General features: G+C 71.0%; 14 protein-coding genes. 9 read left to right on the top strand and 5 right to left on the bottom strand.

The window, feature by feature from the left end:
* Window positions 1–85 precede the first annotated feature (85 nt).
* From ACQ0O7_RS19895 to ACQ0O7_RS19870, 6 genes are all read left to right on the top strand, one after another.
* Complete coding sequence (locus tag ACQ0O7_RS19895) at window positions 86–1,681, top strand: chitinase (RefSeq protein WP_430783628.1); 1,596 nt, start codon at window positions 86–88, stop codon at window positions 1,679–1,681.
* Between the two features lie 188 nt (window positions 1,682–1,869).
* Window positions 1,870–2,718 (top strand): S1C family serine protease, encoded by an 849-nt coding sequence (locus ACQ0O7_RS19890; protein ID WP_430783627.1) that lies wholly within the window; start codon window positions 1,870–1,872, stop codon window positions 2,716–2,718.
* 32 nt (window positions 2,719–2,750) lie between these two features.
* Window positions 2,751–3,743 carry an AAA family ATPase gene (locus ACQ0O7_RS19885; RefSeq protein ID WP_430783626.1) on the top strand — a complete coding sequence of 331 codons (993 nt, stop codon included), beginning with the start codon at window positions 2,751–2,753 and terminating at the stop codon, window positions 3,741–3,743.
* Complete coding sequence (locus ACQ0O7_RS19880; protein ID WP_430783625.1) at window positions 3,744–4,631, top strand: DUF58 domain-containing protein; 888 nt, start codon at window positions 3,744–3,746, stop codon at window positions 4,629–4,631.
* Complete coding sequence (locus ACQ0O7_RS19875; RefSeq protein WP_430783624.1) at window positions 4,628–5,599, top strand: VWA domain-containing protein; 972 nt, start codon at window positions 4,628–4,630, stop codon at window positions 5,597–5,599. The genes ACQ0O7_RS19880 and ACQ0O7_RS19875 overlap by 4 nt, the downstream gene beginning before the upstream one ends.
* The gene (locus ACQ0O7_RS19870) at window positions 5,599–6,684 is read left to right on the top strand and encodes a VWA domain-containing protein (RefSeq protein WP_430783623.1); all 1,086 of its coding nucleotides are present in this window, start codon (window positions 5,599–5,601) and stop codon (window positions 6,682–6,684) included. Before ACQ0O7_RS19875 ends, ACQ0O7_RS19870 begins: the two co-directional genes overlap by 1 nt.
* Here ACQ0O7_RS19870 and ACQ0O7_RS19865 read toward each other — a convergent pair.
* Both ACQ0O7_RS19865 and ACQ0O7_RS19860 read right to left on the bottom strand, forming a co-directional pair.
* A complete protein-coding gene (locus ACQ0O7_RS19865; RefSeq protein ID WP_430783622.1) occupies window positions 6,629–8,539 on the bottom strand; it encodes a bifunctional sugar phosphate isomerase/epimerase/4-hydroxyphenylpyruvate dioxygenase family protein in 1,911 nt (636 codons plus the stop codon). The two genes, ACQ0O7_RS19870 and ACQ0O7_RS19865, sit on opposite strands and share 56 nt — an antisense overlap.
* Before the next feature lie 6 nt (window positions 8,540–8,545).
* The gene (locus ACQ0O7_RS19860; protein WP_430783621.1) at window positions 8,546–9,172 is read right to left on the bottom strand and encodes a TetR family transcriptional regulator; all 627 of its coding nucleotides are present in this window, start codon (window positions 9,170–9,172) and stop codon (window positions 8,546–8,548) included.
* 89 nt (window positions 9,173–9,261) lie between these two features.
* On the opposite strand from ACQ0O7_RS19860, the gene ACQ0O7_RS19855 reads away from it, so the two are divergent.
* Both ACQ0O7_RS19855 and ACQ0O7_RS19850 read left to right on the top strand, forming a co-directional pair.
* Entirely contained in the window at window positions 9,262–10,101 is an 840-nt protein-coding gene (locus tag ACQ0O7_RS19855) for a shikimate dehydrogenase (protein WP_430783620.1), read from the top strand.
* Window positions 10,076–11,461 carry an Nramp family divalent metal transporter gene (locus ACQ0O7_RS19850; RefSeq protein ID WP_430783619.1) on the top strand — a complete coding sequence of 462 codons (1,386 nt, stop codon included), beginning with the start codon at window positions 10,076–10,078 and terminating at the stop codon, window positions 11,459–11,461. The genes ACQ0O7_RS19855 and ACQ0O7_RS19850 overlap by 26 nt, the downstream gene beginning before the upstream one ends.
* A 37-nt stretch (window positions 11,462–11,498) precedes the next feature.
* Here the strand turns inward: ACQ0O7_RS19850 and ACQ0O7_RS19845 are convergent, their stop codons facing one another.
* The 3 genes from ACQ0O7_RS19845 to ACQ0O7_RS19835 all read right to left on the bottom strand — a co-directional run bounded on the left by ACQ0O7_RS19845 (window position 11,499) and on the right by ACQ0O7_RS19835 (window position 15,190).
* On the bottom strand, window positions 11,499–12,278 hold the full coding sequence (locus ACQ0O7_RS19845) for a peptidase (protein ID WP_430783618.1): 780 nt from the start codon (window positions 12,276–12,278) through the stop codon (window positions 11,499–11,501).
* A gap of 2 nt (window positions 12,279–12,280) precedes the next feature.
* Window positions 12,281–13,531: a VWA domain-containing protein gene (locus tag ACQ0O7_RS19840; protein ID WP_430783617.1), complete on the bottom strand. Its 1,251-nt coding sequence runs from the start codon at window positions 13,529–13,531 to the stop codon at window positions 12,281–12,283.
* Between the two features lie 492 nt (window positions 13,532–14,023).
* The gene (locus ACQ0O7_RS19835; protein WP_430783616.1) at window positions 14,024–15,190 is read right to left on the bottom strand and encodes an acyl-CoA dehydrogenase family protein; all 1,167 of its coding nucleotides are present in this window, start codon (window positions 15,188–15,190) and stop codon (window positions 14,024–14,026) included.
* 65 nt (window positions 15,191–15,255) lie between these two features.
* Here ACQ0O7_RS19835 and ACQ0O7_RS19830 point away from each other — a divergent pair, with 65 nt between their 5' ends.
* On the top strand, window positions 15,256–16,254 hold the full coding sequence (locus ACQ0O7_RS19830; protein ID WP_430783615.1) for a polyprenyl synthetase family protein: 999 nt from the start codon (window positions 15,256–15,258) through the stop codon (window positions 16,252–16,254).
* Window positions 16,255–16,266 lie beyond the last annotated feature (12 nt).

Here is a 16,266-nt window from a genome sequence, read left to right as displayed (position 1 = left end):
AAGGTTTCCGCCGGGTTGCCTACAGCCCGCCGGGACTCTGCCGATCACTGGTCCCGACGAGACCCCGTGAACGAGAGGTCAATCCATGCAGAGCGCCACCGAGCAGTTGGTGCGGCCGGAACCCGAGCCGGACTGGGAGGAGCCCGACGGCCCGGCACAGAGACTGTCCTGGCTCCGGCTGGGCTTCCTGATCCTGGTGGTGGCCGGGATCGGCGCCGGCGGCACCGCGGCCGTGGTGCACTACCGGGAGACGGCCGGCCCGACCGCCAAGTCCTGGGCGGTGCCGTACGTCGACGTCACCCTCACCCCCACCTTCGAGTTCCAGGACCCGGCGATGAACCCGGCCAACGACGTGGCCCTGGCGTTCGTGGTCGCCGACCCGCAGGACGGGTGCGCGCCCAGCTGGGGCGGGGCCTACACCCCGGACGAGGCGGCCGCCTCGCTGGAACTGGACCGGCGGATCGAGCAGCTGCGGGCGGCCGGCGGCGACATCATGCTGAGTGTCGGCGGGCTGATCAACAACGAGCTGGCGGTCACCTGCACCGACCAGGCGCGCCTGACCGACGCGTACCGGCAACTGGTCCGCCGTTATTCCCTGACCACCCTGGATCTGGACATCGAGGGCACCGCGGTGGCCGACAAGGGCTCGCTGGAGCGGCGGGCGGCCGCGCTCAAGACCGTCCAGGCCGAGCGGACCGCGGCCGGCAGCCCGCTGGACGTGTGGATGACGCTGCCGGTGGCGCCGACCGGGCTGACCGCCGACGGGGTGGCCGCCGTCCGGACCACTCTGGAGGGTGGTGTCTCGCTGCGCGGGGTCAACGTGATGACGATGGACTACGGCGGCTCGGCCGGCAGCACGAACCCGGACATGCTGGAGCTGGCCCAGGACGCCCTGGAGTCCACCCACAAGCAGCTCTCCGACCTCTACCTGCAGCTCGGCGTGCAGTTGACCGCCCCGCAGGTGTGGTCGCGGATGGGCGCCACCCCGATGATCGGGCAGAACGACGTGGACGCCGAACGGTTCACCGTCGAGGACGCCAAGGGGCTGGCCACCTACGCCATCGACAAGGGCCTGGGCCGGGTGTCGATGTGGTCGCTGAACCGGGACGCGCAGTGCACCGGCACCTTCACCAACGTGGTGGTGCACTCCAACACGTGCAGTGGCGTCTCCCAGGAGGCGCTGGCCTTCTCCAAGGTGTTCATGGACCTGCCCGGCGGCTCGGTCGGCGAGTCGGCCCGGCAGGCGGTGACCATCCCGGAGCGCTCGTCGATCACCGACGACCCGGCGAAGAGCCCCTACCCGGTGTGGCGGCTCACCGCGCAGTACACCCGCGGCTACAAGGTGGTCTGGCGCGGGGTGGTCTACGAGGCCAAGTGGGCCAACTCGGGTGTCGACCCGTCGGCTGCCGCCGACTCCGGCACGCCCGCCCCCTGGTCGGTGATCGGGCCGGTCAGCAAGACGGATGTGGCGCCGTCACCCAGCCCGACGGTCACCGGCGTGAAGACCGAGTGGAACCCGAAGACCGTCTACGGCCGCGGTGACCGGGTGCTCTTCAACGATCTGCCGTACGAGGCCCGCTGGTCCAGCACCGGTGACGCGCCGTCGACGGAGTATCCGATCAGCCCGGACGATCCGTGGAAGCCACTGTTCGTGGTGCCGGGCGAGCCGGTCACCAGCTGACCCTTCGCCAGGGGTGTCCCCGCCGGGACACCCCTGGCTTCTAAGAAGACATTAAGAGCCACCTCGGTTTGAGTCGTTTTGCAGGTAATGGAGGAATTCGCGTCCCGGAAACGGTCAGAACTCTCATGGGCAATTCCTAGAAATCGCTTCTAGGGTCGATGGATGCAGAGTGTGGCGGTCGTGCCGTGATGACGGTGCTCCGCCCGGACGGGGCGGAGACGCCGGAGCCCGTTCCGGAGGAGCCGAAAAGGCGGTGGAACACCCCTGAGCTGCGCCGCAAGGTTCTCATCGGTGCGGTTCTGATCTGGGCGGTGGCGATCACCGCGCTGGTGGCCGTCCGCGGTGGCGGCGACGGCGAGACCCCCGCCGCGGCCACTCCGGCGCCCGCGCCGTCCGCCTCGGACGCGCCACTCACCGTGGCCGAGGTCTACCAGGCGCTCACCCCGTCGGTGGTGCTGATCCAGACCACCGGCCACGACTCGCAGAACCGGCTGGAGGCCGGCACCGGCACCGGCGTGATCGCCAACGCCGACGGCACCATCCTCACCGCCAACCACGTCGTCGACGGCGCCGAGACGATCCGCCTGGTCTACGCGGACGGCACCCGCTCCACCGCCGAGATCGCCAGCGCCGACCCCTCGCAGGACATCGCCACCCTCACCCCGCGACAGCTGCCGGAGACGTTGGTCCCGGCCGTGCTCGGCGGCGGCACCGCGGTCGGCGACGACGTGGTGGCCATCGGCAACCCGCTCGGCCTGACCTTCAGCACCTCCAGCGGGGTCGTCTCCGGCCTGGAGCGCGAGATGAACGGTGAGCGCGGCGGCGAGAAGATCGAGGGCCTCATCCAGTTCGACGCCGCGGTCAACCCGGGCAACTCCGGCGGCCCGCTGATCAACGATCAGGGCCAGGTCGTCGGCATCGTCATCGCGCTGGCCAACCCGAGCGGCGCGGGCACCTTCATCGGCATCGGCTTCGCCGTCCCGATCGGCGCGGCGCTCGGCGGCGGCGAGGGCGACGGCCAGTCCCCGCCTCTGTGAGCGCCCCCCAGAGAGAGAAAGCGACTGATTACATGAGCTGGACCGACGCCCCGTCCTCCGCCGCCGGCCCGATCGAGAAGGTGCTGTACGAGGTCAAGAAGACCATCGTCGGCCAGGACGTCCTGCTGGAACGGCTGATCGTGGCGCTGCTGGCCCGCGGGCACATCCTGGTCGAGGGGGTGCCCGGCCTGGCCAAGACCCTGGCGGTGAAGTCCCTGGCCGAGGCGATCGGCGGCGACTTCCACCGGGTGCAGTTCACCCCCGACCTGGTGCCCGCGGACATCGTCGGCACCCGCGTCTACAACCAGCAGAAGGCCGAGTTCCAGGTCCAGCTCGGCCCGGTCTTCACCAACCTGCTGCTGGCCGACGAGATCAACCGGGCGCCGGCCAAGGTGCAGAGCGCGCTGCTGGAGACCATGCAGGAACGCCAGGTCACCATCGGCCGGGAGACCCACCAGCTGCCGACCCCCTTCCTGGTGATGGCCACCCAGAACCCGATCGAGAACGAGGGCGTCTATCCGCTGCCCGAGGCCCAGGTCGACCGGTTCATGATGAAGGTGGTGGTCGGCTACCCGACGGCGACCGAGGAGTTCGTGGTGGTCGAGCGGGCGCTCGCCCGGACCGCCGCGATCCAGCGGATCATCGACCCGCAGACCCTGGCCGGCCTCCAGGAGGAGGTGGACCGGGTCTACGTCGACCCCTCTCTGATCGAGTACGCGGTCAACCTCGCGCACGCCACCCGCGACCCGTCCCGGGTGGGCCTGACCGACCTCGCGAAATACGTCACCTTCGGCGCCAGCCCACGCTCGTCGATCAGCCTGGTGCTCGCCGGGCGGGCCCTGGCGTACATCCGCGGCCGTGAGTACGTGGTGCCCGAGGACCTCGCCGACCTGGCGATGGACGTGCTGCGGCATCGCCTGGTGCTCTCCTACGAGGCGCTGTCCGACGAGGTGACCGCTGACCTGATCATCGCGAAGATCCTGGCGAACCTGACGTTCCCGGAGCCCGCCGGCCGGGGCCGCTAGATGACCACCGCCCCCGACCGGCTGCTGCGGCGTCTGGAGTGGAGACTGGGGCGCCGTCTCGACGGGCGTCTGCAGGGCTCGTACCGGACCGTCTGGCACGGTGCCGGTCTCGACTTCACCGACCTGCGGGCGTATACGCCGGAGGACGACGTCCGGCACATCGACTGGAACGTCACGGCGCGTCTCGACGAGCCGTTCGTCAGGCAGTTCACCGAGGACCGGGAGATGACCGCCTGGATGGTGATCGACCGGTCGGCGTCGATGCGCTTCGGTGGCGGGGCGGGCAAGGAGTCGACGGCGGCGGAGCTGGCCGTCGCCATCTCCCGGCTGATCTCCCAGGGCGGGAACCGGGTGGGGGCGATCCTGTTCGACAATCAGACGCATCGGGTGATCCCGCCCCGGACCGGGCGGGATCAGATCTTGCGGATCGCGCGAGATCTGACTTCATCTTTTACACCGAAAAAGTCGGACAAGGTTACTGATCTGACTGCCATGCTCCAACTCGCCGCCACCACCACGAACCGCCGGCGCAGCCTCGTCTTCGTGATGTCCGACTTCATCGGCGACCCCGGCTGGGACCGGCCGCTCGCCCGGCTCACCCACCGGCACGAGGTCGTCGTCATCCGCGTCGTCGACCCGTCCGAACTGGACCTGCCCGACCTGGGCCTGATCCTGGTCGAGGACGCCGAGACCGGTGAGCAACTGCTCGTCGACACCAGTGACCCACTGCTGCGGGCCCGCCTCACCGAGCAGGTCGGCGCCCGCGAGGACGAACTGGCCGCGGGCATGCGCAGAGCCGGCGTCGACGCCCACCGGATCACCACCGACCAGGACATGCTCGCCACCCTGGTCGACATGGTCCGCCGCTCCGGACGGAGGCGCCGGTGACCTTCCTCTACCCGGCCGTCATCGCCGTCGCCGTGCTGCTCGGCGCGGCGGCCGTGGCCGGCTACGTGGCCCTGCAGAAACGACGTTCCGCCGCTCTGCGGGCGGCCGGATTCCAGTCCCTGACCGGTGGTGGCGTGCGCAAGCACCTGTCGTACGCCCTGCTCCTCGCCGCCCTCCCGGTGATGCTGGTGGGCCTGGCCCGGCCGCAGGCCGAGGTGGCGGTGCCCCGGGCCGCCGGAACCGTGCTGCTCGCCTTCGACATCTCCAACAGCATGTCCGCCGACGACGTGGCGCCGACCCGGCTGGCCGCCGCCCAGGAGGCCGCCACCGCGTTCGTCGAGGACCAGCCGGACTCCGTCGACGTCGGTGTGCTGGTCTTCGGCGACCAGGCGCTGCTCACCCAGGCGCCGACCGACGACCACCCGGCCGCGATCGCCGCCATCGGCCGGGTCACGCCCAGCGGTGGCACCTCACTCGGGCAGGCCATCCTGGTCGCGCTCGGCACCATCACCGGCAAACCGGTCAGCCTGCCGTCGGCGGAGAGCGGCGCCACCGCGCCACCGGACCTCGGCTACTGGCCGTCGGCGACGATCGTGGTCTTCTCCGACGGCGAGGAGACCGGCGGGCCCGACGTGCCGGCCGCCGCCGAACTCGCCGCCGCCGCCGGAGTGCGCATCCAGACCGTCGGCGTCGGCACCGCCAAGGGCGCCACCGTCGAGGTGGACGGCTTCCAGCTCGGCACCCGGCTGGACGAGACGCTGCTGACCTCGGTGGCGCAGGTGACCGGTGGGGCCTACCAGCAGGCCGGTGACGCCGCCGCCCTGGTGAACAGCACCAAGTCCATCGACCTGCGGCTGACCACCGAGAAGGAGCCGATCGAGCTGACCGCCGGGTTCGCCGCGGTCGCCCTGCTGCTCCTCACCCTCGGCGGGCTGCTCGGCACGCGCTGGCACGGAAGGATCCTCTGATGTCGCTGAGCTGGCCGTGGGCACTACTCGCGCTGCTGGCCGTACCGCTGCTGCTGACCGCCCGCTGGTGGCTCAACCGTCGGCGGAAACGGTCCGCGGTCACCGTGTCCAGCGTCGCGCTGATCCGGGCCGCCCTGCCCGGCCGGACCGCCTGGCGCCGGCGTGTCCCGGTCGCCCTCTTCCTGGCCGGGCTGCTCGCCCTGGCCGGCGGCATCGCCCGCCCGCAGGCGTCGGTGGCGGTCCCCTCCAACGACACCACCATCCTGCTGGCCATCGACGTCTCCGGCTCGATGTGCAACATCGACATCGCCCCCAACCGGCTGGCCGTCGCCTCCGAGGCGGCCCGCGAGTTCGTCGAGGCGCAGGAGGGGGACACCCGGATCGGGCTGGTCGCCTTCTCCGGCATCGCCGGCCTGCTGGTCCCGCCGACCGAGGAGAAGGCGCCGCTGCTGGAGGCGATCGAAAGCCTCAAGACCGCCCGCGGTACGGCCATCGGCCAGTCCATCCTCACCTCGATCGACGCCATCGCCGAGATCAACCCGGAGGTGGCCGGCACCGGCGTCGAACTGCCCGCGCCGGCCACCGACGGCACCCCGGTCGACTACCAGCCGGACACCATCGTGGTGCTCACCGACGGCTCCAACACCACGGGCGTCGATCCGGTCACCGCCGCCGAACAGGCCGCCGCCCGCCGCCTGCGGGTCTACACGATCGGCTTCGGCACCACCGACCCGCAGCAGATGGTGTGCACCGCCGACCAGGTCGGCGGCGACTCCTTCGGCCGGGGCAACGGCTTCGGCGGCGGCTTCGGGGGCTTCGGCGGCGGCCGGGGTGGCAACCGGGAGATCGACGAGGAGGCGCTGACCCAGGTCGCCGACCTGACCGGCGGCCGCTACTTCAAGGCCGAGGACGCCGAACAGCTCACCGACGTGCTCGCCGACCTGCCCCGCGAGTTCGGCCTCACCAAGCAGAACGTCGAGATCAGCGTCTGGTTCCTGCTGCTCGGCACCCTGCTGGTGTCCGCCGCGGTCACCCTGTCCCTGTGGTGGAACCGCGGTCCGGCCGCACGCCGGCCGGCGCCGTGAGGCGGCGGTGGCGCTGGGCCGCCATCCGGACCGGGGCGTTGGGTTCGCCGAAACGGTCGTAGCCGTGGCGGCGTTCGACGATCTCGAAGAACACCCGGCCGCCGATCACCGGAGTGTAGAGGTGCAGCAGCTCACCGCCGGTGGCGTCGCGGTCGTAGAGGATGCCGTGCGCGCGCAGCGTCGCCGTGAACTCGCCGTCCAGGGCGAACCGGGCGGCCAGGTCGTCGTAGTAGTTGTCCGGGACCGGTAGCCGGGGCAGGTCCAGGGCGGCGGCGGTGGCCACGATGTCGGCGGTGGCGAACGCGACGTGCTGCGGGTCGGCGACCGCGGGCGCCCACTCGCCGCGGCGCAGCAGGGCCACGGTCAGAGCGACCCGGACGGTACGGGCCGGGTCGGCCAGCGCCCGGGAGCGCATCAGCCCGAACGGGGCGGCGTACTCCTCGGCGGCGAGATGGTCCAGCCCGAGCACCGAGTGGTAGAAGAGCCCGGCCTCGTCGAAGTGGTCGAACGGCTGGGCCAGGCCGAGATGATCGACGTGGAGCAGCCCGGCGCCGGGCGTGCCGCTCCCGGTCGGCAGCGCGCCGGTCGCCGTCGCGTCGGCCGGTGGTGCGCCGGTGGGCAGGAAGTCCGCTCGCCACGGGTCACCGGGGGCGGTGACGAAGATCTGGGTGCCGTCCGGGGCGGTGATCGCGGCCAGTTCCGCCTCGCCCGGTTCGCGGACGTTGGGGTGTGCCGGGGCGCGCAGGGCACCGGCCCGGGCCAGGGAGAGCTCCGGGTCGGTGGAGGTGACCGCGAAAGCGCTGACGGCGGCCGGACCGGGGCCGGTCACCGCGCTGTTCAGGATGACGCGGCAGGAGCCCTGCTCCCAGAGCTCCACCGGTTTGGTGCGGTGCTGGCCGGTGTGGGTGAACCGGAGACCACGCAGGACGGCCCGCAGCTCGGGACCGGAGCGGCCGTCGACGGCGAACTCGGTGAAGGCGTGCCCGGTCAGCGCCGGTGCGGGCGGGAGTGAGCGGAGGGCGGGGCGGCTGGAGCCGTACGGCGCAATCGGCAGTTGATCTTCAAGGGCGACCAGGGACCGCATGGCGTCGACCGCGGTCCGGGTGGGGTCGGCCTGCCGGAAGACGTCGTTGAAGACCTCCAGGGAGAGCGGGCCGGGGTAGCCCGCGGCGAGCACCAGATCCACGAAGCCGGGCAGATCGAAGGCGCCCTGACCGGGGAAGAGCCGGTGGTGCCGGCTCCACTGCAGGACGTCCATCCGCAGGTGGGGCGCGTCGGCGAGCTGCAGGAAGAAGATCTTGCCGGGGGTGATGCCGGCGATCCCGGCGGGGCTGACCTCGCGGGACAGCACATGGAAGGAGTCCAGGCAGAGGCCGAGTGCCGGGTGGTCGGCGCGGCGCACGATCTCCCACGAGTGGTCCCACGTCGACACGTGCCGGCCCCAGGCCAGGGCCTCGTAGGCGATCCGCATGCCGTGGCCGGCCGCCCGATCGGCCAGGGCGGAGAGCTGGGCGGCGGCGAGATCGTCGTCGTCCACCGCGTCCGGGGCCACTGAGGAGCACACCAGCACCGTGTCCACCCCTAGTCGCGCCATCACGTCGAACTTGCGTGCGGCCCGTTCCAGATTTTTCTGGAAATGTCCGTCTATCTTGGAGTCCAGATCCCGGAACGGCTGGTAGAGATCGATGCTCAGGCCGAGATCAGCGCACCGGGACCGGACCTCCGCCGGGGACCACGGCGACACCACGAGATCGTTCTCGAAGAGTTCGATGCCGTCGAACCCGGCCGCCGCGGCCGCGGTCAGCTTGTCGTCGAGGGTGCCGGAGACACAGACGGTGGCGATCGACCGGCGCATGGGGCCTCACTTTCGCAGGTAGCCGGTCACCAGATCGCCGAGCATGGTCCGGTAGTGCCCCCGGCGCTCCGGATCGAGCGGGTCCCGGTCGAAGAGGGCGCTCCAGGTGTGGCGGTTGGCGACGCGGAAGAAGCAGAACGAGCTGATCATCATGTGGACGTCGAGGGCGTCGACGTCGTCGCGGAACACCCCGTCGCGCACCCCGCGGTCGAGGACACCGCGGAGCAGGTCGACGGCGGAGCTGTTCAGGTCGACGAGCCGGGCCACGTGGGTCATGTGCTTGGCGTGCTGGGCGTTCTCCACCCCGACGAGCTTGATGAACGCGGGGTGCGCCTCGTGGTGGTCGAAGGTGACCTCGGCGAGCCTGCGGACGGCCGCCGGGGGATCGAGGTGGTCGACGTCGGCGGTGCGCTCGGCGGCCCGGATCTCCGCGTACGCCCGCTCCAGAACCGCCAGATAGAGCTGCTCCTTACCGCCGAAGTAGTAGTAGATCATCCGTTTCGTGGTGCGGGTGCGTGCGGCGATCTCGTCGACCCGGGCGCCGCTGTAACCCCGCTCGGCGAACTCCTCGGTGGCCACGTCGAGGAGTTCGGTGCGGGTGCGTTCGGCGTCGCGCTGCCGTTCCTGCGTCATGAACGCCAGTCTGCCGTGGGCCTTGACAGTGTCCGCCGTCACACCTCATAACTAACGTACCAGTTCGTACATTAGCAAGGAGTTCGATGATGGCAGCGTGTCGATGCGGGTTGATCGGGACCGGGATCGGCGCGTCGCTGTCACCGGCACTGCACGAGGCCGAGGGGAGCCACCACCACCTCGGGCTCAGCTACGAGTTGTTCGACGTGGACACCCCGGCGGACCTGGAACGCTGCCTGGACCGGGCGGAGAGCGCCGGATTCGCCGGGCTGAACATCACCCATCCCTTCAAACAGCAGGTCATCAAGCATCTCGACGAGCTGTCCCCACAGGCCCGGGAGATCGGCGCGGTCAACACCGTGATCTTCCGGGACGGGCGGCGGCACGGCCACAACACCGACGCCCTCGGGTTCGCCGAGTCGTTCCGGACCGGCCTGCCCGGCGCCGCCACCGGCCACGTGGTGATGCTGGGCGCGGGCGGTGCCGGAGCCGCCTGCGGCCACGCGCTGCGTGAGCTCGGCGTCACCAGTCTGACCATCGTGGACCCCGATCGTGCCCGGGGAACCGCGCTGGCCGCCCGCCTGGGCGCCTCCTCCACGGTGCAGATCACCTCGTTGAGAACCGCCGACGGCCTGGTCAACACCAGCCCGATCGGCATGCGCCACCACCCCGGCATCCCGCTGCCCGCAGAGCTGCTCCACCGTGGCCTGTGGGTCGCCGACATCGTCTACATGCCCGTCGACACGGAGCTGCTGCTCGCCGCCCGGGCCGCCGGACTACGGGCGATCGGCGGCGCCGCGATGTGCGCCTACCAGGCCGCCGCGGCGTTCGAGCTGTTCACCGGACGTACCCCCGATATCGCGCGGATGTTGCTTCACCTCTCCCATCTCCTGGAGCGCGACAATGCTGACCGAGACCACCACCCGTGAACTCCCCGAACCCCCCTCACTACGCCGCATGGTCGGGCCCGGCGTCGTCGCCGTCGGCATCGGCATGGCGGCCGGCGAGATCATCCTCTGGCCGTACCTGACCGCGCTCGGCGGACTCGGCCTGCTCTGGCTGGCCTTCACCACCCTGGCCGTGCAGTTCGTCATCAACATGGAGATCGAGCGGTACACGCTGGCCACCGGCCAGACCGTGGTCGCCGGGTTCTCCCGCTGGTGGAAGGGCTGGGGCATCATCATCTGCCTGGCCGGGGCCTTCCAGTACGTCTGGCCCGGCTGGGCGACCAGCGGATCGGCCGTCTTCACCTACCTGGTCGGCGGAGGCGACGCCACCTGGATCACGGTGGCGGTGCTCGCCGCGATCGGCGTCTTCCTCACCTTCTCCAAGGTCATCTACAAGACGGTGGAACGGGTGGAGACGGTCAAGGTCGCGCTGACCCTGTTCTTCCTCGCCGTCGTGGTCGTCTTCGTCATCTCGCTGAGCACCTGGGGCGAGGGCGCCAAGGCCACCGTCACCGAGTTCGGGCAGATCCCGGCCGGCATCACGTTCACCATGCTGCTCAGTGCGATCGGGGCGGCCGGGGCCGGGGGCGTACACAATCTGGTCCTGAGCAACTGGATCCGGGACAAGCGGTACGGCATGGGCGCGCACGTACCCCGCCTGATCTCCCCGATCACCGGCCAGGAGGAGGCGGCCGGCGCCGACCGGTACACGTTCCCGCTCGACGAGACCTCACTGAGCCGCTGGAACCTGTGGTGGAAACGGGCCAACGCCGAACACCTGGTCACGTTCGTGGCGGTCTGCTTCGTGACGATCGGCGTGATGAGCCTGCTCGCCTACGAGACCCTGTTCGGCCGCGACGACCTCAAGAACGACCCGTCGTTCCTGCGCATCCAGGGCGACATCTTCGCCGCCGAGGTCGGCGAATGGCTGAAACTGCTGTTCCTGGCGGTCGCGGCGGTATCCCTGTGGGCGGCGGCGATGGGCCTGCTGGACATCATCGGCCGGGTCGCCTCGGACTTCCTGCGCCGCAACTATCTGCAGACCTCCACCCGCTGGACCGAGTCCCGCCTCTACCTGCTGGTGGTCTGGATCGAGATCGTGCTCGGCTCGGCCATCCTGCTGGCCGGATTCACCCAGCCGCTCGGCCTGCTGATCGTCTCCACCTGCGCGGCCTCGGTGGTCACCCTGCTCTACTCGATCCTGCTGGTCCGCCTGAACACCCGGGACCTCCCGGCCCCGATCAAACTACGCGGCTGGCGCCTGGGCGGCCTCCTCGTCGCGATCGGCTTCTACGGCTTCTTCGCCGTCGCGATGATCGTCACCCAGCTCGACCGGTTGTGAGGTGATGCCCGGGCCGGCCGGCCCGGGCATCCACCCGTCAGACCCGGCGGCGGCGGGTCCAGGAGAAGCCGATCAGGCCGGTGATCGCGGCGAGGATGCCGCCGGTCACCGTCCACACCCAGCGGGACGAGAAGTCCGGGAGCCAGTCCATCGAGAAGTCGAAGACGGACTCCTCCGCCTCCTCCTCGACGGTCGTCGTCTCGGGTGCGGTCAGCAGCTTGCCCGGCCGGTTGTTCGGCACCAGCGGCGAGGCCAGCTCACCCTGGTCGGCGCCGGTGTCGCCGGTCGGGGACTGCAGGGCCAGGGACACCTCCAGCGGCAGGCCGAGGTCCTTCTCCGGCAGTTCGGTGCTGGACAGGCGCACGTAGTAGGTGCCGGGCAGCGGGTCGCCGTCCCACGGTTCGGCCCACGAGCGGACCTGCCGCAGCCGGCAGCCCAGCGTGATCGCGGTGTCGGTGGTGGCGGCGACCGGGCTCTGCTCGCCGCCGACACACGCCTGGCGGCGGCGCAGGCCGTCGAAGACCTCCACGGTCCACGAGTGGTCGCCGCTGCGGCCGGACTGCGGCAGGGCGACGTCGATCGTCACCTCCGGCCGCTGCCCGGCGGTGGCCGGGAACTGCCAGTACAGGTAGTCACCGGTCACCGCGTCGACCTTGACCTGCTGTTCCGGGGTGATCGCCACGGCGGTCAGGAACGACGTGCCGGCCGAGGTGATGCTCTGCAACGGGGTGGGCCCGCCGGTCGGCTCGGCGGCGTAGGCGGGAGTGGCCAGAAGAACCAGGCCGAGGACGGCCGGGGTGAGGAGGAGCTTCCGCATGATCAGTTCTCCCTCCAGGTGGCGACCCACCAGCGGGTCAGCCAGCCGGCCAGCACACCGGCGACCAGGCCGGCGATCGCCAGCACGAACAGCAGCAGCCAGCCGCGGCCCAGACCGGGCGCGTCCGGGCTCTGCGAAGCCGGCACCAGGTCGATGCTCAGCTCGACCGGCATGCCGGGGGCGCCGGCCGCGGTCGACGAGGCGAACGAGTTGCTCACCACCAGGCAGATGTCCGAGGTGGCGGCCAGGGCCGGCTCCTCGTCACCGGACCAGCGCAGACCCGCCGAGATCACGTCGGCGCGGCCGCTGCCCGCGTCCAGGCCGCGGACCAGCTCCCGGCCGTCCACGGTGGCCGCTTTGACGAGCACCCCGTAGTCCCGGTTGAGCGGCCGGTCCAGCGCGATGCTGACGCTGGCCCGCAGTTCGCTGCCGGCGTCCACGGCCACCCGGTAGAACCGGTGCTCGCCGATCAGCTCCCGGTCGGTGTAGACACCGGCGGCCAGCAGCGGCGCGGTGGCGCAGTCCTTCGCACCCTCGACGGTGGCCGGGGTGACCGGCGGCGGGACCGCGGCCCGGTCCACCAGCTGCTTGATCCGGTCGGTCAGCTCCTCCTCGCTCTGCGCCGCGGCGTAGGTGCCGCCGGTCGCCTGCGAGATGCAGACCAGCTGCTTGCGGGTCTTCTCGTCGGGGGCCAGACCGAGTGTGTCGACGACCAGGTCGGTGCCCTGGGCGGCCAGTTCCCGGGCCACGTCGCAGGGGTCCGGCGGGGTGCAGGTGTCCTCGCCGTCGGTGATCAGGACGATGCGGCGGGCCGAGCCGGTGCCTTCCAGGTCCTTGGCGGCCGAGCGCAGGGCCAGGCCGATCGGGGTGAACCCGGTCGGTTTCAGGGTGGCGATGGCGTTCTTGGCCGCCACCGGGTTGACCTGGCCGACCTTGACGATCTGCTGGGTGTCCCGGCAGCCCTGCTTCTTGTTGTCGCCGCCGTAGGTGGCACCGAGCACCCGGATGCCGAGCTGTGTGGTCTCCGGCAGGGCGTCGACGACCGCGTTGAAGGCCTGTTTGGCGACCGCCATCCGGGTCGTGCCGTCGATGTCGGCGGTCCTCATCGAGCCGCTGACGTCGAGGACCAGTTCCACCACGGGCGGTTCGGTCTCAGGAACGGGCTCGTCGGCGTGCGCGGGGGTGGCGCCGAGAAAGGCGGAGGCCGCGATCAATCCCGTCGCTGTCACTATGGACAGTTTTCTGTGGATCACGCGGCAAGATCATAAACATATTCACTTGTACGGGATCAGCGGCACCCCCCAAACGCAACGGACCCTCCCTGTGGGAATCCCCGCGAGGTCCGCGCATCCCCGGACCGCCCGGCGCCCGCCGGGCGAATGCGGTGGCCGACCCCGCGTGCCGCGCAGCGGCGCGCTCCGTGCCGCCACGCGGCACGCAACCCCCACCACCGCCCCGTGTGGCCCGCTCCGGCGCGCTCCGCGCCGCAACGCGGCACGCGGGTCGCGCCGCCACTTCGTGTGGCCCGCTGCGGCGCGGAGCGCGCCGCTGCGCGGCACGCGGGTTGCGTCGTCGGTTCGTGTGGCGCGTTGTGGTGCGGGTCGTGCCGCTGCGCGGCACGCGGGTGAAGCCACCGCATTCGCCCGGCGGGCGCTGGGCGGTCCGGTGTGACGCGGGCGTCGCGGGGACGAAGCGGGGCTGGGCGTTGCGGTTGTGGGCTTCTGGGGCGTACCGGATAACGGGTTCTATCGGTAGGCCGCGTGTCCGGTCAGCGTCTGGCCGATCACCAACGTGTGGATCTCGGAGGTGCCCTCGTAGGTGAGGACCGACTCCAGGTTGTTGGCGTGCCGTAGCGGGGAGTAGTCGAGGGTGATGCCGCTGCCGCCGAGGATGGTGCGGCATTCGCGGGCGATGGCGAGAGCGCGGCGCACGTTGTTGAGTTTGCCGGCGCTGATCTGGTGCGGCTTGAGCCGGCCGGCGTCCTTGAGGCGGCCCAGGTGCAGGGCGAGCAGGGCGGCGGTGTTCAGGTCGACCGCCATGTCGGCGAGTTTCTCCTGGGTGAGCTGGAAGGCGGCGATCGGCTTGCCGAACTGGATCCGGCTGTTCGCGTAGCCGATCGCGGTGCGCAGACAGTCCAGGGCCGCGCCGGTGGAGCCGAAGACGATGCCGAAGCGGGCCTCGCCCAGGCAGCTCAGCGGCGCGCCCAGACCCTCGGCGAGGGGCAGGCGCGCGGAGTCGGGCAGGCGCACCCCGTCGAGGGAGAGTTCGCCGGTGATCGAGGCGCGCAGGGACAGTTTGCGTTTGATGGTGCGGGTGGTGAAGCCGGGGGTGTCGCGGGGGACGAGGAAGCCGCGGATCCCGTCCTCGGTCTGCGCCCACACGGTGGCCACGTCGGCGATGCTGCCGTTTGTGATCCACATCTTGGTGCCGTCGAGGATCCAGTCGCCGCCGTCGCGGACCGCCCGGGTGCGCATGTTCGCCGGATCGCTGCCGAAGTCGGGTTCGGTGAGGCCGAAGCAGCCGATCGCCTCACCGGCGGCCATCCGGGGCAGCCATTCGGCCTTCTGTTCGGCGGACCCGTATCTCCACACCGAGAACATCGCCAGCGAACCCTGCACCGAGACGAAACTGCGCAGCCCGGAGTCGCCGGCCTCCAGTTCCAGGCAGGCCAGCCCGTACGCCACCGCGCTCGTCCCGGCACACCCGTATCCGTCCAGGTGCATGCCGAGGACCCCGAGCCGGCCGAGTTCCGGGGCGATTTCGCGGGGGAACGTGCCCTCCTCGAACCAGTCGGCCACATGGGGCCGCACATGATCGGTGACGAACCGGGCCACCGTCGCGCGGATCTGCCGCTCCTCCTCGCTGAGCAGGCTGTCGAAGTCCAGCAGGTCGAGCGGATCGGTGAGCGTCATGGCGTCGATTCTGCACCGCGGGCCTCGTCAGCGTCCTCTCAGCCGGGTGATCTAGCCTCATGATCATGACGGCTCCCACGCTGACCGATTTCATCGATCCGGCTGTCCGGGACTCCGTGACGGGGTTCCTGGCGTCGGTGGAGACCGAGCTGCTGGTCGCGGTGGCCAGCCCGGATCCGCTGGTCGGCGAGGTGGCCGCGCATCTGGTGCACGCCGGTGGCAAACGGTTCCGGCCGCTGACCGTGGCACTCTGCGCGCAGCTGGGTGATCCGGGCCGGCCCGAGTTGCTGCCGTCGGCGGTGCTGATGGAGCTGACCCACCTGGCCACGCTCTACCACGACGACGTGATGGACGAGGCCCCGCTGCGGCGCGGCGCGGCCAGCGCGAACTCCCGGTGGAGCAACAAGCTGGCGGTCTATGTGGGGGACTTCCTGCTGGCCCGGGCCGCGCAGATGGCCGCCGGCCTGGGTGACGAGGCGGTCCGGTTGCAGGCCCGCACCCTGTCCCAGCTGGTCCGCGGCCAGCTGGCGGAGACGGTGGGCCCGCGCGGCGCCGACCCGATCCGGTTCCATCTGCGGGCGGTGGAGGACAAGACGGCCTCGCTGATCGCCACCTCGGCCCGGTTCGGCGGGCTCTTCTCCGGGCTGCCGGCCCGGCACGTGGAGACGCTGGCCGAGTTCGGCACCGCGATCGGGATCGCCTTCCAGCTCTCCGACGACCTGCTGGACATCGCGTCGGAGTCGGAGCAGTCCGGCAAGACTCCGGGCACCGATCTGCGCGAGGGCGTGCCGACCCTGCCGATGTTGTACGCGCTGGCCGCCGACGACACCGGGGCTGACGTGCGACGGCTCAAGGAGCTGTTGTCGGCCGGCCCGATCGTCGACGACGTGCTGCACGCCGAGGCGCTCGGGCTGCTGCGCGAGTCGGCGGCCCTGAAGCAGGCGCGGGAGACCGTGCACGGTTATGCGGCGGCGGCCCGGCGCAGCGCGGGCACCCTGCCGGACGGCGCGGCCCGGCGCACCCTGGAGTCGCTCTGCCACTTCATCGCCGATCGCACCGGCTGATTTCCTTCACTC

It is taken from the genome of Actinoplanes sp. G11-F43 (assembly GCF_050589265.1).
Classification (GTDB): Bacteria; Actinomycetota; Actinomycetes; order Mycobacteriales; family Micromonosporaceae; genus Actinoplanes.
The sequence above is the reverse complement of the archived record's forward strand: the minus strand, read 5'-3'. Positions and strand labels throughout refer to the sequence as shown.